We start from the raw sequence: 19,140 nt of genomic DNA, 5'->3' as shown, positions 1-19,140 counted from the left end.
CGCCTCTCACCTCAACGGCCAGACGAGCATGAGCATGGGAACCGCCACCAGCACGACGAGCAGCGACAGCGGCGCTCCGAGCCGCGCGTAGTCCCCGTAGCGGTAGCCGCCGGGGCCCATCACCAGCGTGTTGCACTGATGGCCGATCGGGGTGAGGAAATCGCAGCCCGCGCCGATCGCGACGGCCATCAGGAAGGCGTCCGGCCTGAAGCCGAGCTGGGTGGCGAACTGCGCCGCGATCGGCGCCATCACGAGAACGGTCGCTGCGTTGTTGAGGAACGGCGTGACCGCCATGGCCGCGACGAGGATCAGCGCGAGAGCGCCGTAGGGCGGCAGCGCCGCGGCGGCATGCGAAAGCCAGCCCGCCACGAGGTCCGCCGCGCCGGTCGTTCGTACGGAGTCGCTCACCGGGATGAGCGCCGCCAGCATCACGAGGATCGGGGCGTCGAGGCTCCGATAGGCGTCGCGCGCCGGCAATGAGCCCGTCGCCACCATCAGCGCGGCCGCGGTGAAGAAGGCCACAGGCACGGTGGTCAGGCTGAGGGTGGTGGCCAGCATCGCGCCGGCGAGGATCAGGACCGGAAGCAGGCCCCGCCTCGATATGCCGAGATGCAGCTCGCGCTCCGCCAGAGGCAGGCAATCCCACTCGCGCAGCAACTCCGCCAGCCTGGTCCGGTCGCCCCGCAGCAGGATCACGTCGCCGGCCGCCAGCGTGATCTCGTGCAGCCGCTCGGTGAAGCGCTTGTCGCGCCGGCTCACCGCGAGCAGATCGACCCCTGTCCGGTGGAACAGCGAGAGGCGCTCGGCCGACGCGCCGACGAAGGAGGAGCGGGGCCCGATGATGGCTTCGACAGATCCGATGTCGGTCTCCGGCTCTCCGGCGCGCGCGCTCGCGAGCTTCAGCTTGCCGCGCGCCACGATCCGATCGAGCGCCGCCGGGTCGCCCTCGATCAGAAGCGCGTCGCCCTCGAGCAGCTTCGCGTCCGGCATCGGCGTCCGGCGGCGCCCGCGCGCGTCGACGATCGAGGTGACCATGGCGTCCCCGGACGCCAGAGCGGCGAGGTCGCGGACGGTCTTGGCGACCGCGGTGGTCTCTTCGGTGACCCTGGCTTCGGTGACGTAGTTCTTGATCTCGATCGCCTCTTCGACGTCCGCCCCCGCGCGGTCGCGGTTCGGCAGCAGCCGGTACGCGAATGCGAGGAAACACACGCCTACGACCGCGAGCGTGAGCCCGACCGGCGTGAAGTCGAACATGGTGAAGGGCGTCCCGGTCATCTCGCCGCGAACGCGGGAGACGATGACGTTCGGCGAGGTGCCGATCTGGGTCATCAGCCCGCCGAGCAGCGAGCCGAACGCCATAGGCATCAGAAAGAGCGACGCCGACACGCCGGAGCGCCGCGCCATCTGGATCGCGATCGGCATCATGATCGCGAGCGCGCCCACATTCTTCACGAAGGCGGAAAGAACGGTGACCACGCCGACGAGCAGAAGAAGCTGCGCCCGCGTCGAGCTGATGTTGGGCGCGAAGCGCTGCACCGCGGCCGCCATCAGGCCGGACCGGGATATCGCGGCGCTCACCACGAGCGCGCTGCCGACGATGATGACGATGTCGTCCGAGAAGCCCGAGAACGCGTCGGCGGGCTTCACCACGCCGGCCAGGAGGGCGGCAAGAAGCGCCCCGACCGCCACCACGTCATAGCGGAAGCGGCCCCACACGAAGGCGGCCATCATCAGCCCGATGATGGCGAAGGACAGACCCTGAGGAAGCGTCATGGGCGCCCGCGACGCCTCCCCGAGGGACACGCGGCGGCGGCGGTGGGCGGTAGCAGGCGGGGGCGCTTCATCCGCCGCCAGATAGCGCCGCCCGGGCCGGCGGCGATGCGCCGCCGCCGGCTATTTGCGCCTCAGCCCAGAGCGCGCTCGAGGACCCGCGCGAGCCTGGCGGAGAAGTCCTGCGGGTCCGCCGGCCGCTCCCCGTCGAGGATCCGGGCTTCGTCGAGCAGCAGCGCGACCGCGTCGCCGCGCAGCGCCTCGTCGTCCTTCGCCGCCAGCGCCTTGATCAGCCCGTGGGCCGGGTTGATCTCCAGGATCGGCTTGGCGGCCGCGCCCGCGCGGCCTGCGCTCGCGAGGATCTTCTCGAGCTGCCTGTCCGGCCCGTGGTCCGGCGCCACCAGACAGACCGGGCTCTCGGTCAGACGGTCGGACGCGCGCACGTCGGCGACCTGATCGCCGAGCGCCGTCTTGGCGAAGGCGATGAATTCCGCCACCGAGGGCGGCGTCTCGGGCGCCGCCTCCTCGGCGGCGTCGAGCTTGCTGATCAGCGCGAGGTCGGCGTTCCCCTGCGTGACGGACTTGAAGGGCTTGCCCTCGAAGCCGTCCAGCGTGGTGACCCAGAAGCTGTCGACGGGGTCGGAAAGCAGCAGCACCTCGACGCCGCGCGCGCGGAAGCCCTCGAGGTGGGGCGACGCCCGCAGCCGCTCCCGCTCCCCGCCGGCGAGATAGTAGATCGCGGTCTGGTTCTCCTTGAGGTCGGCGACGTACTCCTTGAGCGAGCGCCAGCCCTCGCCCGAGGCCGTGGTGCGGAAGCGCGACAGCGCCAGCAGCTGCGCCCGGCGCTCATAGTCCTCGTAGAGGCCTTCCTTGATCACGGGCCCGAACGCCGACCAGATCGTCTCGAAGGTGGCGGCGTCGGTCTCGGCCAGCTTCTCGATGTCGCCCAGCACGCGGTTCGTCAGGCCCTTGCGGATGGCGCCGAGGATCGGGCTCTCCTGGATCATCTCGCGAGAGACGTTGAGCGGCAGGTCGGCGCTGTCGACCAGGCCGCGCACGAAGCGCAGGTAGCGCGGCAGAAGCTCGGCGTCGTCGGTGATGAAGACCCGGCGGACATAGAGCTTCATGCGGCCCTTGCGGTCCGGATCGAACAGGTCGAAGGGCTGGCTCGACGGCACGAAGGCGAGCGCGGTGTATTCGTGCCGGCCCTCGGCGCGGTAGTGCACCGTCATCGCCGGCTCGTCGAAAGCCCCGCCGAGGCCGCGGTAGAACTCGGCGTAGTCCTCCTTCGTGAGCTCCGACTTGGGCCGGGTCCAGAGCGCCGCGCCGTCGGTAAGCTCGACCGCCTCGGCGCCCGGTTTCTCGACCAGCCAGATCGGCACCGGCACATGGCCGGATTGAGCCTTGATGGTGCTTTCGAGCGTCCAGCGCTCCGCGTACTGGGCCGCGTCCTCGAGCAGATGCAGGATGACGCGCGTCCCGCGCGCGGGGGCCTCCTCCAGGCTCGCGGGCGCCACGGAGAACGTCCCCTTGCCGTCGGAAACCCAGCTCGCGGCCTCGTCGGCCCCCGCGCGGCGGGAGACCACCTCGACGCGGTCCGCGACCATGAAGGCGGAGTAGAAGCCGACGCCGAACTGGCCGATCAGCTGGGCGCCTTCCTTCTGCTGCGCGGCCTCGATGCGCTCCACGAAGGCCTTCGTGCCGGAGCGGGCGATGGTGCCGAGCGCCTCGACCATCTCGTCGCGACTCATGCCCACGCCGTTGTCCTCCACGACGAGGCGGCGCGCTTCCGGGTCGGCCAGCACCGTTATGCGAGGCTGCGGGTCGTCGCCCAGCAGCGAGGGCGTCTCGATCGCCTCGAAGCGCAGCTTCTCGCAGGCGTCGGCGGCGTTGGAGATCAGCTCGCGGAGGAAGACGTCCTTGTCCGAATAGACGGAGTGCACCATCAGGTGCAGCAGCTTGGCGACGTCGGCCTCGAAAGCCCGGCTTTCCGGCTGAATCGGTTGCGTCTCGGCGTCGACGGTCACGGCGTATGCTCCCCTGGCGGAATTTTCGGCGTCGAAATGGCCGGCGCGGTTTCGGAGTTCAAGAGCCTTGGCCCTCGCGACAGGAGGCGGCGCATTGCGCGGGCCGCGGCCTCTCGATGTGATGGTATTCCGTCACTGCGGAACAAGCAGCCGTCGATCTCGTTGCTCTGCTGAAGCAGGAGGGGTGGATGGCCAACGTTCAGTACGAGATCGTCGAACATAATGACGGCTGGGCCTACAAGCTCGGCGACGTGTTCTCGGAGACGTTCCCGAGCCGCGAGGCGGCCCACGCCGCCGCCGAGCGGGCGGCGGGCGAGCAACGCGTCCCCGGCGACGCCACCGACATCGAGTATGAGGACGAGAACGGGCGGTGGCGGGTCGAGCACGCCTCGGCCGACGATCGCCCGAGCACGACCGTCAAGGACTGACGGACCGCAAGCCCGTGGAGCAGACGCCCGGTCCGGACTGCATCATCGTCGGCGGCGGGCCCGCCGGGCTGATCGCCGCGACCTATCTGGCGCGGTTCCGCCGGCGCGCGGTCGTGATCGATGACGGCCGGAGCCGGGCCCGCTGGATCCCGGTCAGTCACAACATGCCGGCTTTCCCGCAGGGCGTGTCCGGGCGCGACCTGCTGAAACGGCTGCGCGAGCAGGCCGAACGCTACGGCGCCGTGCTGCGCCAGGGGCGCGTCGATCAGCTCAGCCGCGCGGACGGCGGCGGCTTTCGCGCGGTCGGCGAAGGGTTCGAATTGACGGCGCCCGCCGTCATTCTCGCCGCCGGCGTGAAGGACCACGTGCTCGATCGTCCCGGCGTCGAGCAGGCCATCGAGGACGGCGTGATCAGGCTTTGCCCGGTGTGCGACGGCTTCGAGGCGACCGACCGGAACGTCGGCGTGTTCGGGCCGCTCGACCGCGCCCTCGCCGAAGCCGATTTCCTCACCACCTTCACGGACCGGGTCACGGTCATCCCGGATCGGGCGGCGCCGGCCGGGATCACGCCGTCCGCCGGGATTGCAGTGGCGAGCGCGCCGCTGCGGGATCTCGAGCTTGGCGCTGGCTGCGTCGCCGCGCTCGCGGACGGCGCGCGGCTGACGTTCGAGATGCTCTATTTCGCGATGGGCAACGAGCCCCAGTCGAAGCTCGCGGCAGCCCTCGGAGCGGCCTGCACCGACGTCGGCTGCATCGAGACCGACGCCCATCAGCAAACCACCACGCCGGGGCTTTACGCCGTCGGGGACGTGGTCGACGAGCTCAACCAGATTTCGGTGGCGGCGGGCCATGCGGCTCTGGCCGCGACCGACATCCACAATCAGCTGAGGAAGGGCTCCTTGGGGTCGCTCTGAAGCGGCTCCGGCGCCAGCGCGCTGCGGCGGCGAAGCGCGCGGTCCTGCGTCTCCGCGATCGATTTACCCGTGTGGGCGGAGCGGTTCACGACCTGAAGATTGGGCGCGCCCCAGAAGGCGAGCAGCTCGGGCCAGGGCAGATCGCGCCGGTCGCGCCAGACCTCGAACAACGGCACACGGTGATCGACCTCCGCGGTCCTGAGAAGTCGCTTCTGGGTGATCGCGCAGCGGTGGCCCTGAACCCTCGCCAGCAGGCGGCGGTGGTCGCTCGGCGCGTTCCAGAGCTTCCACGCGACGACGCAGCAGGCGTGCCAGGCCGCCCGCTGGTTGGTGGCGCCGGCGCCCCACAGATCGCGATGCCAGCCGAGGCGAAAAACCGCCTGTCCGCAGACGACGCAGCGGCCCGGCCGGGCCTCGGCCTTGACGAGCCGGTGGGGGAGGGGCGGGACGCGCAGCCGCCGGGGATCCTCGCCCGCGAACGTCCAGCGCCAGCCGTCCGGCGCGCCGCTCCGCTGCGCCAGGGCGCGCGCCAGGCGATCGGCGCGCAAGGGATGCGCGCGCCAGAACCCGTCGACCGCCGCGCGGGGCGTTCTCGGCGTCCAGCGCGCCGCCAGCGCCTGGGCGAGCACGGCGTTCGGGAGCGCAGCGCGCGGCGCGTGCAGCGCCGCCACGGCGCGTTCGTTCCACGCCGCCCGGCGTTCCTCGAGTCTCATCACGCCCCCGCTCATCGCGGGCGGAGAGTCGCCCGGACGAGGTTACCGAATCCTGACCGGCGCCTTCGGGAGGAACCGGATCCGCCGAACAAAAGCTGATGCCCGAGGCGGCCGTTCTGGACAAGGCGACCCGCGCGGACCATACCGTTGGCGCGGAACCATCGAGGCCAGTCGACCCATGTCGCTGATGAGCGTCCTGACCGACATCTTCACCTGGTGGAACAAGGCCACCATGGGCACGCGCTTCGCGTTGTCCCGGGGCGGCGAGTTCGTCGGCGAGGATGAATTCGGCAACCGCTATTACCGCCTGCCGAACGACCCCAAGAAGAACGCGGCCTTCGGCAGCGAGCGCCGCTGGGTGGTCTATTCGGGCTATGCGGAGGCCTCCGCGATCCCGCCCGGCTGGCACGGCTGGATCCATCACACGGTGAGCGCGCCGCCCGCGAATGAGAACTACGTCCCGCGCGAGTGGGAGAAGCGTCACCGCGACAACAAGACCGGCACCGTCGAGGCCTATCGTCCGCAGGGTTCCGCGTTCTCGACCCGCAAGCGTCCCGCCGCGACCGGCGACTACAAGGCCTGGTCGCCCGAGGACTGACGCCCGCCTTAGCGCTTCATTCGACGTATCTTCCGGCGTCGACCCCCGCTGCCCCCGATCGCCGCGAGAGTTCCTGTCCCGTGCCCGCACGTCGCGTTACGATCGCACTGCCGCTCATTCTTCTGTGGGGCCCGGCGCTCGCCCAGAATCCGGGCGCGTCGACGCTGGACACCCCGCCGAAGGCCGCGCGTCCCGAGATCGTCGCGCCCACGCCACGCAACTCGAACCCGGTCGCGGTGTTCAACGGGCTGGACAAGATCACCGGCCGCATCACCGAGTTCGACGCGCCGATCGACAGGACGGCGACCTTCGGCGCGCTGAAGGTCACGCCGCATGTCTGCTACACCCGGCCGCCGACCGAGGCGCCGAACACGACATCCTATGTCGATGTCGAAGAAATCACGCTGAGCAATGAGCGGCGGAAGATCTTCTCGGGCTGGATGTTCGCCTCGAGCCCGGGGCTGTCCGGCGTCGAGCATCCGATCTACGACGTGTGGCTGGTCGACTGCAAAGGCGGCGCCCGGCCGGAGGCGCCGCAGGGGCCCACGCTCGGCGAGTAGGCGCGGATCGCCTGGATCCGCTCAGCCTTCCACGTCTCCCGGCACGTTCGCCCCATAGGGCGGCCGCGGAATCTCCATATGCGCGGTGCGCAACGCGCGCGACCAGCGCTCGCGCAGGTCGACGAAATAGCGGTCGTTGGGCTCGATCCTGAAGTCGAGCTCCGGGACCAGCGCGTCCTTCCTGAGCACCAGAACGTCGATCGGCGGCCCGACCCCGAGATTCGACCGCATCGTGGAGTCCATCGAGATCAAGCCGATCTTCAGGGCGTCGTAGAGGTCGGTCTCGTAGGTGACCGCGCGGTCGAGGATCGGCTTGCCATATTTGTGCTCGCCGATCTGGAAGTAGGGCGTGTCGGGGGTCACCTCGATGAAGTTGCCCGCCGCATAGATCATGAAGAGCCGGACGCGGCCGCCCGCGACCTGGCCGCCGAACAGCAACTGCACGTCGAACCGCGCCGTCATCTGCTCGAGGCTCGCGCCGTCGACCCGCCAGACCTCGCGCACGGCTCGCCCGACGAGCTGCGCGGCCTTGAACATGGTCGGCTGGCTTTCGAGCGTTTCAAGCTCGCCCGTCTCCGGGTTCTCCACGCCCTCGGCGAGCAGCGAAATCACCGACTGGCTGACAGAGAGATTGCCGGACGTGGCGATGGCGAGCGTGCGCCGCCCGGGCTCCGAGACGATCTTGAGCTTGCGGAAAACGGCGATGTTGTCGATCCCCGCATTGGTGCGGGTATCGGCGATCATGACCAGTCCATCTCGGACCAGAATACCAACGCAATAGGTCATTTACGCGTCCCGCCCACAGAAGCCGCCGACGCTATCAAGACTCACGCCGACGCGCCAACGCGCGATGCCGCGCTGCATCGAATTGGGGCGCCAGTTGGACGCTCACGAACGGCGATAACTGCGAGAGGCTCGTGCGTCCTGAACCAGAACGCTCATCGTCATCGTCTCTCCCGATCCGCCGTAGCGGGAGCCGCGCACCGGCGCGGCGCCGAGGCAATCGAGCCCGATCGCGACCCTGACATGCGATTCGGTCGGACAGACGCCTTCTGTCGGATCGAAGCCGACCCAGCCCAGGTCGGGCACATAGGCCTCGGCCCAGGCGTGCGGCGAATCCTGCGGTTCGCCCCCCTCGCGACGGACGTAGCCGCTGACGCAGCGGGCAGGGATCTGCAGACCGCGCGCGGCGGTGAGGAAGACATGGGTGAGGTCCTGCGCCGTGCCGCGCTTCACGCGGAAAGCCTCGGCGGCCGTGGTCGCCCCGTCCGGCTGGCCCGGCGCGAACTCCATCTCGGAATGCAGGCGATCGAGCAGCCCGTGCAGCGCGGCGAGCTCGCCGCCGCCGGCGCTGGAGCCGACCTCCTCGGCGAAGGCTGAAATCTCGTGATCATGGGCGGTGAGCGGCGTCTCGCGCAGATAGAGCGCGGGGGGGAAGCGCTCGGCGGCGCGATTGACGACGCCCGCGGCGTCCTGCGTGTCGACTTCGCCCTCGACCAGGACCGTGATCTCGTCCAGCGGGCCGTCGGCCGCGAAAACGTGGGCCTGGTTGCCGAACGCGTCCTCCGCGGCCCGCAGGCGGCAGTTGCGGTCGACGTCGAGGCGCCAGCGCACGACGTGCTGGCCGTCATGGCCGCGGGGCCACAGCCGCAACGTCTGGATGACGGACGCGGCTGGCGTCTCGAAGCGATAGGTCGTCTCGTGGCGGATGGTCAGGCGCATGGGTTACGCGAGATACTGCTCGTGGACCGCGGCGCCCAGTCGATTGTTGTCGGCGATGAAGTCGGTGATGAACTCGTGCAGTCCCCTCTGGAAGACGTCGCGGATGTCGGCGTTCTCGAGCCGGGCGCGACAGCTTCGCGCGAGCCGCTGCGCCGGCCCCTGCCTGCCATAGGCGCGCGCCAGCTGGTCGAGGTGGCGGACGAGCTCGCCATAGCAGGCGGCGAAGGAGCGCGGCATCTGGTCGTTCAGGATCAGCAGGTCGGCGATCAGCCAGGGCTTCACGCTCTCGCGGTAGACCCAGTGATAGCTCGTCACCGCGGAGACCGCGCGCAGGATCGCCTGCCACTGGTAGTAGTCGAGGCCGCCGCCGACCTCGCCCTGCTCCGGCAGAAGCAGATGATATTTGACGTCGAGAATGCGGGCGGTGTTGTCGGCGCGCTCGAGCAGCATGCCGATGCGCGAGAAATCGTAGATGTCGTTGCGCAGCATGGTCCGGGTGGCGGAGCCGTCGAAGCGCAGCCCGATCTCCTTCACCCAGCCCAGGAAGCGGGTGAGCTCCTCGCCCGCGAGCCTGCGATCGGCCAGCCGGCGCAGCTCGATCCAGGCGCCGTTGATCGTCTCCCACATCTCTATCGTGAGCGCGGTGCGGACCGAGCGGGCGTTGTGCCGCGCCGTCTCGAAACAGTTCAGGATGGAGGAAGGGTTGTCGCGGTCGAAGGCGAGATAGGCCACGACCGAGTCGTGATCTGCCTCTCCATGCTTGGCGTAAAAGCCCTCGGCGCAGCCGGCGGTCGCGACGGCGCTCTCCCATTCATTGGTCTTGCCGCCATAGGCGGCCGGCAACGAGGCGAGCCGCTGGGTGGCCTCCAGGATCCGCGCGAGCGCTTCCGCGCGCTCGATATAGCGCGACAGCCAGAACAGATTGTCGGCGGTGCGGCTCAGCATGAGATCACGCGCAAGCGGTGCTGTGGAGAGCGGAGCGGGATGGTCATTCGTCCAGCACCCAGGTGTCCTTGGTGCCGCCGCCCTGGCTCGAATTCACGACCAGCGAACCTTCGCGCATCGCCACGCGGGTCAGCCCCCCGGGCACGATCCGCACGCCGTTCGATCCGGTGAGAACGAACGGCCGCAGGTCCACATGCCGCGGCGAGACGCCCGACGCGACGTAGGTGGGGCAGGTCGAGAGCGCGAGAGTGGGCTGGGCGATGAAGCCGGCGGGCGACGCCTTGAGCTTCGCGCGAAACAGCTCGATCTGCTCCTTCGAGGCGTGCGGCCCGACCAGCATGCCGTAGCCGCCCGAGCCGTGGACCTCCTTGACGACCAGCTCGTCGAGATGATCGAGCACGTAGGACAGCGCCTCCGGCTCGCGGCAGCGATAGGTCGGCACGTTCTTCAGGATCGGCTCGGAGCCGAGATAGAACCGGATGATCTCCGGCATGTAGCTGTAGATCGCCTTGTCGTCGGCGACGCCCGTGCCGATCGCGTTGGTGAGCGTGACGTTGCCGGCGTGATAGGCGCTCATCAGGCCGGGCACGCCCAGCGCGCTGTCCGGACGGAACACCAGCGGGTCGAGGAACTCGTCGTCTATCCGCCGATAGATCACGTCGACGCGCTGCGGCCCCTCCGTCGTGCGCATGTAGACGACCTCGTCACGCACGAAGAGATCCCGGCCCTCGACCAGCTCGATGCCCAGCTTGTCGGCCAGGAAGGAGTGCTCGTAATAGGCCGAGTTGTAGACGCCCGGGGTGAGCAGCACGACGACCGGCTCCGCCGAGCTGGTCCGCGGCGCAAGCGAGCGCAGCGTGGCCAGAAGCTCGTCCGCGTAGCGTTCGACCGGCGCCACGCGGTGCTGCGAGAACAGCTCCGGGAACAGCCGGATCATCACCTCGCGGTTCTCCAGCATGTAGGAGACGCCGGAGGGCGTGCGGGCGTTGTCTTCCAGCACGTAGAACGTGTCGGCGTCCACGCGCACCACGTCGATGCCGGCGATGTGCACCCACAGGTCATGCGGGGGCGTCTTTCCGGCCATCTCGGGCCGGAACGCCTCGTTCCGGAACACCAGGTCTTCGGGCACGATCCCCGCCTTGAGGATCTCGCGCTTGCCGTAGACGTCGGAGATGTACCGGTTCAGCGCCTCGACGCGCTGCACGAGGCCCTTGGTGAGCGTCGCCCATTCGTCGGCGGTGATGATGCGGGGAATGATGTCGAAGGGGATCAGGCGCTCCTGCGCCTGCTGGTCCCCATAGACCGCGAAGGTGATGCCGATGCGCCGGAACAGCAGCTCGGCTTCCTTGACGCGGTACTGGAGTAGATCGGGCGGAGCGGCGGCGAGCCACTCGGCGAGTTTCCTGTACGCGGGGCGAACGCTGCCGTCCGAAAGCGTCATCTCGTCGAAGGCGGGGGAGGGCAAGCGGGCGGGACTCCTTCTGACGCTTCAGCCTGATGCTAATACGGGCGCCGCGCGGGGAAAGAGCCCGAAGGCTGATTTTTATCGCAGAGGGCTGCCCACGATCTGCTCAGATCGGCCTCCTGGAGCCGGCGTGACCGTCCCGTCACGCTTCGCGTCATCTCGATGTCCGCCCGACTCGCGCCTCGGGGCCCCGGAGGGTGGTTGTGCACCATGGCCACAACCTTGATAAGCCCTGGCGCCGTCGAGGCTTCAGCCCCCCACGCCTGCGTTGCGGCCGGTTCTCAGCGGCTGCCGGCGCTCAGATCAGCTTCAGGCCCCTGAAGCTGGCGTGACCCTCCCGTCCCACGATCACGTGGTCGTGGATCTCGATGCCGAGCGGCCGCGAGACGTCGATCAGCGTCCGCGTCATCTCAATGTCGGCCCGGCTCGGCGTCGGGTCGCCCGAAGGGTGGTTGTGCACCAGGATGAGCGCGGTCGCGCGCAGCTCCAGCGCCCGCCGCACGACCTCGCGCGGATAGACCGGCGTGTGGTCGACCGTGCCGGTCTGCTGCACCTCGTCGGCGATCAGCCCGTTCTTCTTGTCGAGAAACAGGATGCGGAAGCGCTCGCGGTCGTCGAACGCCATCGCGGTGCGGCAATAGTCGAGCACCGCCGACCACGAGGCCAGGACCGGCCGCTTCGTGATCGCGCCCTTGGCGAACCGCCGCGCGGCCGCCTCGACCACCTTGAAGTCGGTCGCGGTGGCCTCCTTCACCCCCTTGATCGCCACCAGCCGCTCGATCGGCGCGGCCAGAACGTCGGCGAAGGAGCCGAAGGTCGCGAGCAGCGCCTTGGCCAGCGGCTTGACGTCGCCGCGCGGCAGCGTCCGGAACAGGATGAGCTCGAGCAGCTCGTAATCCGGAAGGGCGTCAGCCTCGCCATCGAGGAACCGCGTCCGCAAACGTTCGCGGTGGCCGAGATAATGCGGGGCGTCCTTCGGGGACGCCTCGTCGAGGCCGGGCAGGGGGGCGTCTTGAGAGGCGGGCTTCGCCGACGGCATGTCCGCCGCTGCTCCGGACGTTCGGGAGCGCCATCGTGGCGCGCTCCGGCGACTCCGGCAAGACGGCGCTGAACGGGAGTCTGGCTCAGACCGTCGCGAACTTCGGGGCCATGAGGCCGCGCGGGGATTCGGTGAAGATCTCGCAGCCGTCCTCGGTCACCCCGACCATGTGCTCGTACTGCGCGGAGAGCGAGCGATCGCGCGTCACGGCGGTCCAGCCGTCCGCCAACACCTTCACATGCGGGCGGCCGAGATTGATCATCGGCTCGACGGTGAAGAACATCCCGGTCTTGAGCTCGGCGCCCTCGCCGCGGCGGCCGTAATGCAGGATGTTCGGCTCGTCATGGAACAGCCGGCCGATGCCGTGGCCGCAGAAGTCGCGCACCACGGAGGCGCGTTCGCCCTCGGCGTATTCCTGGATCGCGGCGCCGATGTCTCCGGTCGTCGCGCCGGGACGAATGACCGCAAGCCCGCGCATCAGCGACTCGTAGGTGATCTCGATCAGCCGCTCGGCGCGGCGCGGGATCGCGCCGATCGCGAACATCCGGCTCGAGTCGCCATGCCAGCCGTCGAGGACGTAGGTGACGTCGACATTGACGATGTCGCCTTCGCGCAGCGGCTTGTCGTTCGGGATGCCGTGGCACACGACGTGGTTGATCGACGTGCAGATCGTCTTGGAGTAGCCGCGATAGTTGAGGCAGGCGGGCAGCGCGCCGTGGTCCATGCCGAACTCGAGCGCGAGCTTGTCCAGCGCGTCCGTCGTGACGCCAGGCTTCACATGGTCGTGCAGCATGTCGAGCGCTTCCGCCACGAGCCGGCCGGCGCGCCGCATGCCTTCAAAAGCCTCGGCGGTGTGAATCTTGATCGCGCCGTTCTTGCGAAGCGGCGCAGTCTGGGCGTCGACAAAGGTCATCTGGAAAAGGGGCTCGTGCGCGGCGTCGGGAAGCGCTCCCAACATAGGCGCGGCGGGCCGCCGCGCCAAGCGCATGCCTGATCCCGCTGGCGAGGGAGCGGTCAGGCTCTCTTCAGCTCCAGGTAACGAAGCCGCTTCGCCTCGCGGCGGCCCTCCGCGATCGCCTCGACGATCACGCCGCAGACCAGGCTCAGGACGGCGAGTTGCATCACGCTGGCCGCGAGGATCGCGGTCGGGAAGCGCGGCACGAGCCCGGTCTCCAGGAATGTCTCGACCACCGGCGCCGCGAGCAGGACGCTGATGAGAGCAAGCGCCGCGCCGATGACGCCGAAGAATTTGAACGGCTTCAGCGCGCGATACATCATCGCGATGGTCCAGAGGATGCGGAGGCCGTCGCGCCAGGTCGAGAGCTTGCTCGTCGAATTCTCGGGCCGCTTGCCGTAGCGCACCGGGATCTCATCGACGGCCAGGCGGAGGTCGAGCGCATGCACCGCAAGCTCGGTCTCGATCTCGAAGCCGTGGGAAGCCGTCGGGAAGGACTTGGCGAAGCGGCGCGAGACCACCCGGTACCCTGACAGGATGTCCGTGAACCCGGCGCCGAACAGCCGCTTGATCACCCCGTTGAACATGCGGTTGCCGGCCGCGTGGCCCTTGCGGGCCAGCATGCCTTCGCCCTCGCGGGTGGCCACCACCATGTCGAGCTGGTGCGACAGCAGCCGTTCGATCAGCAGGGGCGCAGCCAGGGGATCGTAGGTGAGGTCGCCGTCGGCCATCAGGTAGACGTCGGCTTCGATGTCCGCGAGCATGCGGCGGACAACATTGCCTTTGCCCTGCCTGCGCTCCCGCCGGACGATCGCGCCGGCCTCGAGCGCCCGCTCTATGGTGCGATCCGCCGAGTTGTTGTCGTAGACGTAGATCTCCGCGGTGGGCAGCGCCGCCCTGAAGCCGCGCACCACCTCGGCGACCGCCGCCTCCTCGTTGTAGCAGGGCAGCAGCACCGCAATCTTCGGCGGCGCGGCTTCGCGGCGGGCCGGGCGGTCCTCGCGCAGCATCTCGACGGCAGGCGACATCGGTCGAGCCTCGTTGGTCCCGGCCATCCTGCGCTTCGCCGCTTTAAATCCGGATTAAGGCCCTCAGCGCGGCAGGATCACGCCGCTGTCGGTCACCACGACCCACTCGCCGTTTCGGCGCTGGATGGAACGGACCCGGCCCGCCCCGGGCGCTCGCGCGCCGCGCTCGACCTCGATCTGGTCGCCCCCGCGGCCCTCCAGCAGAGCGACACCGTCATAGACGTCGCGCACGACCCAGTTCCGCACGACCCGTTCGGAGGCGGCCGGCCTGGAGATGCTGCCGGTGGTCTCCGGATCGGCCTTCGCGACCTTCTCGGCGGACGCGGTCTTCTCCGCGGAGGCCTTCTCCATCTTGTCCAGCCGGTCACGCAGCTCCGCGAGCCGGGCCTGGTCGTCCTTCGACTGATCGACCTTGGAGGCGAGGGCGTCGATCTTGGACGCGGCGGCGGCGCGCGTCTCCTCGAGCGTCTTGGTGAGGGAGGCGATCTCCGCCTTGAGGGCGCGGACCTCATCGAGGCTCGCGGCCGCCTGGCCGGCCGCCGCCTTGGACAGCGAGGCCTGGTTGTTCTTCGACTGGTCGAGCGCCCGGCGCAGCCGCGTGATCTCCGCCTTCAAGGCTCCGACGTCCTTGCTGATCGCCGCGTCGCGGGCACGCGAACCGGTGGGATCGAGATTGAGCGCAAGGCCCATCTGGCGCGCGTCGATCGCGGAGATCTCGTCCACCCCGTCAGTCAGCGAGGGCGCGGTGGCGAAATTCGCGAAGGCCATTCCACAGACCAGGAGTCCGGCCCCGACCAGCCCATAAGGAAGGTAGCGGCTCGCGCGCGCCGAGAGCGGCGCGGGTCCGGACGCCGTCTCAGCGGCCCAGATCGTGACGTCGCGGCTTTCCGGCTTCGCCGGTTCGAACGCGGATGGCGGGAGATCGCGGCTGGACTCGGGGTTCATGCGGTAGACCCGTGGCAGGGATGCTACCTTTCAGTAACCCTCTTCTTGCTTACCGAAGCGTTACTTCAGCGCCTCCAGCGCCTCGGCGCCGGCGATCCGCCGGCCCTTCTCCCAGGCGAAGAAGTCCGCCTCCACGCGAAGCGCGTGCTCGAGCAATCGGTGATATTCGCGCCGCGGCGTCTCCACGGCCCCGAAGCGTCTCAGATGCTCGGTGACGAACTGGGTGTCGAGCAGACGGAAGCCGCCGCGCCGAAGGCGGGCGACGAGGTGAACGAGCGCGACCTTCGAGGCGTCCCGCTCAGTGTGGAACATGCTCTCGCCGAAGAACGCGCCCCCGAGCTCGACGCCATAGAGACCGCCCACGAGACGGTCATCGCGCCAGGCCTCGACGCTGTGGCAATGCCCGATCTCGTAGAGATCGCCATAGAGCCGCCGGATGCGGCCGTTGATCCATGTCTTGTCGCGACCGGCCCCGGGCGCGGCGCAGCCGTCCAGCACCGCCTCGAAGGCGGTGTCGACACGGATTTCGAAGGCGTCGGAGCGCACCGTGCGCTCCAGCCGCGAAGAGACGTGGAAGCCATCGAGCGGCAGCACGCCGCGGAGCTCCGGCTCGATCCAGTAGAGACCTGGATCGTCCGCGCTCTCGGCCATCGGGAAGATCCCGCAGGCGTACGCCTTCAGCAGGACCTCTGGCGTGATCTCCACGAGAACGTCGTTGATGCGGGTCATCGCCCGGTCAAGGTAGGACCGCCGCCGCGAGAGGGGAAGGGCGCGTGCGCGCGCGTCCCGCTCAAGCGTCGGGAGCCATTTCGGCCAGCCAGGTCTCGAGCCAGTGGATGTCGTAATCCCCGTCCTGGATCGCCTGGTTGCGCACCAGCCGCCGGAACAACGGCAGGGTCGTCTCGACGCCGTCGACCACGAATTCGTCGAGCGTCCGGCGGAGCCGCATCAGGCATTCCGTGCGGTTGCGCCCGTGAACGATCAGCTTCCCGATCAGGCTGTCGTAGTGCGGCGGGATCGAATAGCCCTGATAGGCCGCGGAATCGACGCGGACGCCGAGGCCGCCGGGCACGTGATAGTAGGCCACGCGGCCGGGCGAGGGCCGGAAGGTCTCGGGGTGCTCGGCGTTGACCCGGCACTCGATGGCGTGACCGCGGAAGATCACGTCCTCCTGGGCGATCGCCAGCCGGGCGCCGCTCGCGATCCTGATCTGCTCGTTGACCAGGTCGATGCCGGTGATCATCTCCGTCACCGGGTGCTCGACCTGGATCCGGGTGTTCATCTCGATGAAGTAGAAGCGTCCGTTCTCGTACAGGAACTCGACCGTGCCGACCCCGCGGTAGCGGAGCTCGCGCATGGCGGCGGCGACCGTCTCGCCGATCGAGGCGCGGTCGGCTGCGTTGAGCGCCGGGGAGGGCGCCTCCTCCCAGACCTTCTGATGGCGGCGCTGCAGCGAGCAGTCGCGTTCGCCCAGATGGATCGCCGCGCCTTCGCCGTCGCCCAGCACCTGCACCTCGATGTGACGCGGGTGGACCAGGTACTTCTCGAGGTACACCGCGTCGTCGCCGAACGCGGCCTTCGCCTCGGTGCGCGCCGTCTGCAGCGCCTCCACGAGGTCCTCTTCGGTCATCGCGACCTTCATGCCGCGCCCGCCGCCGCCGGCCGCGGCCTTGACCAGCACGGGGTAGCCGATTTCGCGCGCGACGCGCCGCGCCTCGACGTCGTCCGTGATCCCGCCGTCGGAGCCCGGCACGACCGGAATGCCGAGCCGCTTCACCGTCTGCTTGGCGGCGATCTTGTCGCCCATGATGCGGATGTGCTCGGGCTTCGGCCCGATGAAGACGAGGTTGTGCTCCTCGAGGATCTCCGCGAACCGCGCGTTCTCCGAGAGAAAGCCGTAGCCGGGATGAACCGCGTCCGCGCCCGTGATCTCGCAGGCCGCGAGCAGGGCGGGGATGTTGAGGTAGCTCTCGCGCGCGGAGGGCGGGCCGATGCACACGCTTTCGTCCGCGAGGCGGACATGCATGGCGTCGGCGTCGGCGGTCGAATGCACCGCAACGGTCGCGATCCCGAGCTCCTTGCAGGCCCGCAGGATGCGAAGCGCGATCTCGCCGCGGTTGGCGATCAGAACCTTGTCGAAGCTGGGCATCGGCTCAGTCGACGATCAGGAGAGGCTCACCGAACTCGACCGGCTGCCCGTCCGTCACAAGAACCTCCCGCACCACGCCGGCTTTCGGCGCCGGTATCGCGTTCATGGTCTTCATCGCCTCGACGATCATCAAGGTCTGTCCCTGCCGGACGGTCGCGCCGACCTCCACGAACGGACGGGCGCCGGGCTCAGGCGCCAGATAGGCGGTGCCGACCATCGGGGAGAGCACGGCGCCCTGCGCCTTCGCCGGATCCGCGGGCGCGGCTGCGGCCGTGGCGGCCGGAACGGCAGGCGCCGGGGCGGCGGCGGCGACGGTCGCGAGCGTCTGGCGCGCGACCCGGACGCGGAAATCGTCGCGCTCGATCTCGACCTCGCTAAGGCCCTTCTCGATCATCAGTTCCGCCAGCTCGCGGACAAGCTCCTGATCGCTGATGTTGCCGGTTGCGTTGGTCATGGTGTCCCAGGTTTAGGGCGCGCCGCTCACGCCGTCAGGGTCTCTGGGCGCCGGCCGTGCTCGATCCGGCGCGCAAGCGCCTGGAGGGCGAACTCATAGCCGTCGACCCCAAGTCCTGCGATGACGCCGATCGCGATCGGCGAGACGAAAGACGTGTGGCGAAATGCTTCGCGCGCGTGGATGTTCGAGAGATGGACCTCGACGGTGGGCACTCCGACGGCGCGGAGCGCGTCGTGGATGGCCACCGAAGTGTGGGTGTAGGCGCCGGCGTTGAGGACGATTCCGGAGACGCCGGAGCGGGCCTCCTGGATCCAGTCCACCAGCACGCCCTCATGGTTCGACTGACGGCAGTCGACATGAAGGCCGAGCTTCTCGCCGACCTCCCGCGCGCGCGCCTCGATGTCGGCCAGCGTCGACGATCCGTAGACCTGCGGCTCGCGCGAGCCGAGCAGGTTCAGGTTCGGACCGTTGAGGACGAGGACGATCGGGGTCACGGGAGCAGGCGGATCCTTGGCCGCGAGATGCGGACCGGTCGGCGGCGAGCGTCCGGGGTTATAGGGAAGACCGCGCGTGAACCCAAGCGATTCCGCGCATCCTTCCGCGGGCTCGCGCAGGACGGGCGCAAGCGCGCCTCAGCACACGGACTTGCCGCACGTCCTGAGCGCCGCGATCCTGCCCTGCAGGTCGTCGACGACGCTGCTGGTGTTGGGCACGACGGCGTCGCCGATCACGAAGGTCGGGGTCGCCTCGACGCCGAGCTCGTCCGCGAGCTCCTTGGACTCCAGAAGCGCCTTCCGCACCTCCGGGCCGTTCATCGCCGCCTCGATCTTGGCCGGATCGAGCCCGACCTCCTTCGCGACCGCGAGAGCCCGGGACTTGGTGGCGAGCGACTGGCCGCCGAGCAGCTTTTCGTGGAACGCCCTGAACTTGTCCGGAGCGGCGTGGCTGACGGCGAGCGAGACCTGCGCGGCGCCGAGCGATTCCTGCCGGATCACCGGCAGCTCCATCAGCACGATGCGCAGCTTGGGGTCGGCGGCGATCAGGGCGTCGAGGTCGCGCAGCGCGCGGCGGCAGTAGCCGCAATTGTAGTCGAAGAACTCCACCAGCGTGACGTCCCCCTTGGGGTCGCCCATCACGGCGTGGAGCTTGGAGGCGTCAATCTTCGCGACATAGTTCTTGAGCGCGCCCTTGCGCTGCTCGTCGAGCCTCGCCTCCTGGCGGCGCTGGAGTTCGCGCTGGGCGTCGAGCAGCACCTCCGGATGCTGCAGGAGGTACTCGCGGACGACCGCGCCGATCTCCTCCTTCTCCTTGGCGTCGAAGGCGACGGCCGGCCACGCCGCCGACAGGGCGAGCGCGCCGGCGAGGGCGAGACGGAGGAAGAGACGCATCAAGGGCTCCTGGGGGGAGGAGGGTTTCGACGGCCGGGGA

20 protein-coding genes are annotated in these 19,140 nt (G+C 69.2%); 4 read left to right on the top strand and 16 right to left on the bottom strand.

What is annotated here, in order from left to right:
* Window positions 1-6: 6 nt before the first annotated feature.
* Together GGR24_RS05435 and htpG are read right to left on the bottom strand one after the other, a co-directional pair.
* On the bottom strand, window positions 7-1,773 hold the full coding sequence (locus GGR24_RS05435) for an SLC13 family permease (protein ID WP_183394216.1): 1,767 nt from the start codon (window positions 1,771-1,773) through the stop codon (window positions 7-9).
* A 131-nt stretch (window positions 1,774-1,904) separates the two neighbouring features.
* Entirely contained in the window at window positions 1,905-3,797 is a 1,893-nt protein-coding gene (htpG, locus tag GGR24_RS05430) for a molecular chaperone HtpG (protein WP_183394215.1), read from the bottom strand.
* Between the two features lie 188 nt (window positions 3,798-3,985).
* On the opposite strand from htpG, the gene GGR24_RS05425 reads away from it, so the two are divergent.
* Together GGR24_RS05425 and GGR24_RS05420 are read left to right on the top strand one after the other, a co-directional pair.
* Complete coding sequence (locus GGR24_RS05425; RefSeq protein WP_183394214.1) at window positions 3,986-4,225, top strand: DUF2188 domain-containing protein; 240 nt, start codon at window positions 3,986-3,988, stop codon at window positions 4,223-4,225.
* Window positions 4,226-4,239: 14 nt separating this feature from the next.
* Window positions 4,240-5,139, top strand: coding sequence for an FAD-dependent oxidoreductase (locus GGR24_RS05420; protein WP_183394213.1), 900 nt, complete (start codon window positions 4,240-4,242; stop codon window positions 5,137-5,139).
* Here GGR24_RS05420 and GGR24_RS05415 read toward each other — a convergent pair.
* Window positions 5,106-5,852, bottom strand: a complete 747-nt coding sequence (locus GGR24_RS05415; RefSeq protein ID WP_246397940.1) for a hypothetical protein — start codon at window positions 5,850-5,852, stop codon at window positions 5,106-5,108. The two genes, GGR24_RS05420 and GGR24_RS05415, sit on opposite strands and share 34 nt — an antisense overlap.
* Window positions 5,853-6,030: 178 nt before the next feature.
* On the opposite strand from GGR24_RS05415, the gene GGR24_RS05410 reads away from it, so the two are divergent.
* On the top strand, window positions 6,031-6,450 hold the full coding sequence (locus tag GGR24_RS05410) for an NADH:ubiquinone oxidoreductase subunit NDUFA12 (RefSeq protein ID WP_183394211.1): 420 nt from the start codon (window positions 6,031-6,033) through the stop codon (window positions 6,448-6,450).
* A gap of 80 nt (window positions 6,451-6,530) precedes the next feature.
* Entirely contained in the window at window positions 6,531-7,010 is a 480-nt protein-coding gene (locus GGR24_RS05405) for a DUF2155 domain-containing protein (protein WP_183394210.1), read from the top strand.
* Window positions 7,011-7,031: 21 nt separating this feature from the next.
* Here GGR24_RS05405 and GGR24_RS05400 read toward each other — a convergent pair whose 3' ends face one another.
* The 13 genes from GGR24_RS05400 to GGR24_RS05340 all read right to left on the bottom strand — a co-directional run bounded on the left by GGR24_RS05400 (window position 7,032) and on the right by GGR24_RS05340 (window position 19,100).
* Entirely contained in the window at window positions 7,032-7,796 is a 765-nt protein-coding gene (locus GGR24_RS05400) for a proteasome-type protease (protein ID WP_183394209.1), read from the bottom strand.
* Between the two features lie 102 nt (window positions 7,797-7,898).
* A complete protein-coding gene (locus GGR24_RS05395) occupies window positions 7,899-8,732 on the bottom strand; it encodes a transglutaminase family protein (RefSeq protein ID WP_183394208.1) in 834 nt (277 codons plus the stop codon).
* 3 nt (window positions 8,733-8,735) lie between these two features.
* The gene (locus tag GGR24_RS05390) at window positions 8,736-9,677 is read right to left on the bottom strand and encodes an alpha-E domain-containing protein (protein ID WP_183394207.1); all 942 of its coding nucleotides are present in this window, start codon (window positions 9,675-9,677) and stop codon (window positions 8,736-8,738) included.
* Between the two features lie 43 nt (window positions 9,678-9,720).
* Window positions 9,721-11,118: a circularly permuted type 2 ATP-grasp protein gene (locus GGR24_RS05385; protein WP_183394501.1), complete on the bottom strand. Its 1,398-nt coding sequence runs from the start codon at window positions 11,116-11,118 to the stop codon at window positions 9,721-9,723.
* Window positions 11,119-11,440: 322 nt separating this feature from the next.
* Complete coding sequence (gene radC, locus GGR24_RS05380) at window positions 11,441-12,181, bottom strand: RadC family protein (RefSeq protein WP_183394206.1); 741 nt, start codon at window positions 12,179-12,181, stop codon at window positions 11,441-11,443.
* 85 nt (window positions 12,182-12,266) lie between these two features.
* Entirely contained in the window at window positions 12,267-13,094 is an 828-nt protein-coding gene (gene map / locus GGR24_RS05375) for a type I methionyl aminopeptidase (protein WP_183394205.1), read from the bottom strand.
* A gap of 101 nt (window positions 13,095-13,195) precedes the next feature.
* On the bottom strand, window positions 13,196-14,164 hold the full coding sequence (locus GGR24_RS05370) for a glycosyltransferase family 2 protein (RefSeq protein WP_210286017.1): 969 nt from the start codon (window positions 14,162-14,164) through the stop codon (window positions 13,196-13,198).
* A gap of 63 nt (window positions 14,165-14,227) precedes the next feature.
* The gene (locus GGR24_RS05365) at window positions 14,228-15,109 is read right to left on the bottom strand and encodes a hypothetical protein (RefSeq protein ID WP_183394204.1); all 882 of its coding nucleotides are present in this window, start codon (window positions 15,107-15,109) and stop codon (window positions 14,228-14,230) included.
* 60 nt (window positions 15,110-15,169) lie between these two features.
* Window positions 15,170-15,838, bottom strand: coding sequence for a leucyl/phenylalanyl-tRNA--protein transferase (gene aat, locus GGR24_RS05360; protein WP_183394203.1), 669 nt, complete (start codon window positions 15,836-15,838; stop codon window positions 15,170-15,172).
* A gap of 61 nt (window positions 15,839-15,899) precedes the next feature.
* Window positions 15,900-17,258 carry an acetyl-CoA carboxylase biotin carboxylase subunit gene (gene accC, locus GGR24_RS05355; protein WP_183394202.1) on the bottom strand — a complete coding sequence of 453 codons (1,359 nt, stop codon included), beginning with the start codon at window positions 17,256-17,258 and terminating at the stop codon, window positions 15,900-15,902.
* Between the two features lie 4 nt (window positions 17,259-17,262).
* Window positions 17,263-17,712 carry an acetyl-CoA carboxylase biotin carboxyl carrier protein gene (gene accB, locus GGR24_RS05350; RefSeq protein WP_183394201.1) on the bottom strand — a complete coding sequence of 150 codons (450 nt, stop codon included), beginning with the start codon at window positions 17,710-17,712 and terminating at the stop codon, window positions 17,263-17,265.
* 26 nt (window positions 17,713-17,738) lie between these two features.
* Complete coding sequence (aroQ, locus tag GGR24_RS05345) at window positions 17,739-18,206, bottom strand: type II 3-dehydroquinate dehydratase (RefSeq protein ID WP_183394200.1); 468 nt, start codon at window positions 18,204-18,206, stop codon at window positions 17,739-17,741.
* Between the two features lie 138 nt (window positions 18,207-18,344).
* On the bottom strand, window positions 18,345-19,100 hold the full coding sequence (locus GGR24_RS05340; protein WP_183394199.1) for a DsbA family protein: 756 nt from the start codon (window positions 19,098-19,100) through the stop codon (window positions 18,345-18,347).
* Between the last annotated feature and the right edge of the window lie 40 nt (window positions 19,101-19,140).

It is taken from the genome of Hansschlegelia beijingensis (assembly GCF_014196425.1).
Taxonomy (GTDB): Bacteria; Pseudomonadota; Alphaproteobacteria; order Rhizobiales; family Methylopilaceae; genus Methylopila; species Methylopila beijingensis.
This window is presented reverse-complemented; position numbering and strand designations above follow the sequence as displayed.

What these genes read in the sequence shown, in the direction of transcription:
- GGR24_RS05435 (WP_183394216.1), bottom strand. Translation starts at nt 1,773, where the DNA reads ATGACGCTTCCTCAGGGTCTGTCCTTCGCCATCATCGGGCTGATGATG.
- GGR24_RS05425 (WP_183394214.1), top strand. Translation starts at nt 3,986, where the DNA reads ATGGCCAACGTTCAGTACGAGATCGTCGAACATAATGACGGCTGGGCC.
- GGR24_RS05415 (WP_246397940.1), bottom strand. Translation starts at nt 5,852, where the DNA reads ATGAGACTCGAGGAACGCCGGGCGGCGTGGAACGAACGCGCCGTGGCG.
- GGR24_RS05410 (WP_183394211.1), top strand. Translation starts at nt 6,031, where the DNA reads ATGTCGCTGATGAGCGTCCTGACCGACATCTTCACCTGGTGGAACAAG.
- GGR24_RS05400 (WP_183394209.1), bottom strand. Translation starts at nt 7,796, where the DNA reads ATGACCTATTGCGTTGGTATTCTGGTCCGAGATGGACTGGTCATGATC.
- GGR24_RS05395 (WP_183394208.1), bottom strand. Translation starts at nt 8,732, where the DNA reads ATGCGCCTGACCATCCGCCACGAGACGACCTATCGCTTCGAGACGCCA.
- GGR24_RS05390 (WP_183394207.1), bottom strand. Translation starts at nt 9,677, where the DNA reads ATGCTGAGCCGCACCGCCGACAATCTGTTCTGGCTGTCGCGCTATATC.
- GGR24_RS05385 (WP_183394501.1), bottom strand. Translation starts at nt 11,118, where the DNA reads ATGACGCTTTCGGACGGCAGCGTTCGCCCCGCGTACAGGAAACTCGCC.
- radC (WP_183394206.1), bottom strand. Translation starts at nt 12,181, where the DNA reads ATGCCGTCGGCGAAGCCCGCCTCTCAAGACGCCCCCCTGCCCGGCCTC.
- map (WP_183394205.1), bottom strand. Translation starts at nt 13,094, where the DNA reads ATGACCTTTGTCGACGCCCAGACTGCGCCGCTTCGCAAGAACGGCGCG.
- GGR24_RS05370 (WP_210286017.1), bottom strand. Translation starts at nt 14,164, where the DNA reads ATGTCGCCTGCCGTCGAGATGCTGCGCGAGGACCGCCCGGCCCGCCGC.
- GGR24_RS05365 (WP_183394204.1), bottom strand. Translation starts at nt 15,109, where the DNA reads ATGAACCCCGAGTCCAGCCGCGATCTCCCGCCATCCGCGTTCGAACCG.
- aat (WP_183394203.1), bottom strand. Translation starts at nt 15,838, where the DNA reads ATGACCCGCATCAACGACGTTCTCGTGGAGATCACGCCAGAGGTCCTG.
- accC (WP_183394202.1), bottom strand. Translation starts at nt 17,258, where the DNA reads ATGCCCAGCTTCGACAAGGTTCTGATCGCCAACCGCGGCGAGATCGCG.
- accB (WP_183394201.1), bottom strand. Translation starts at nt 17,712, where the DNA reads ATGACCAACGCAACCGGCAACATCAGCGATCAGGAGCTTGTCCGCGAG.
- GGR24_RS05340 (WP_183394199.1), bottom strand. Translation starts at nt 19,100, where the DNA reads ATGCGTCTCTTCCTCCGTCTCGCCCTCGCCGGCGCGCTCGCCCTGTCG.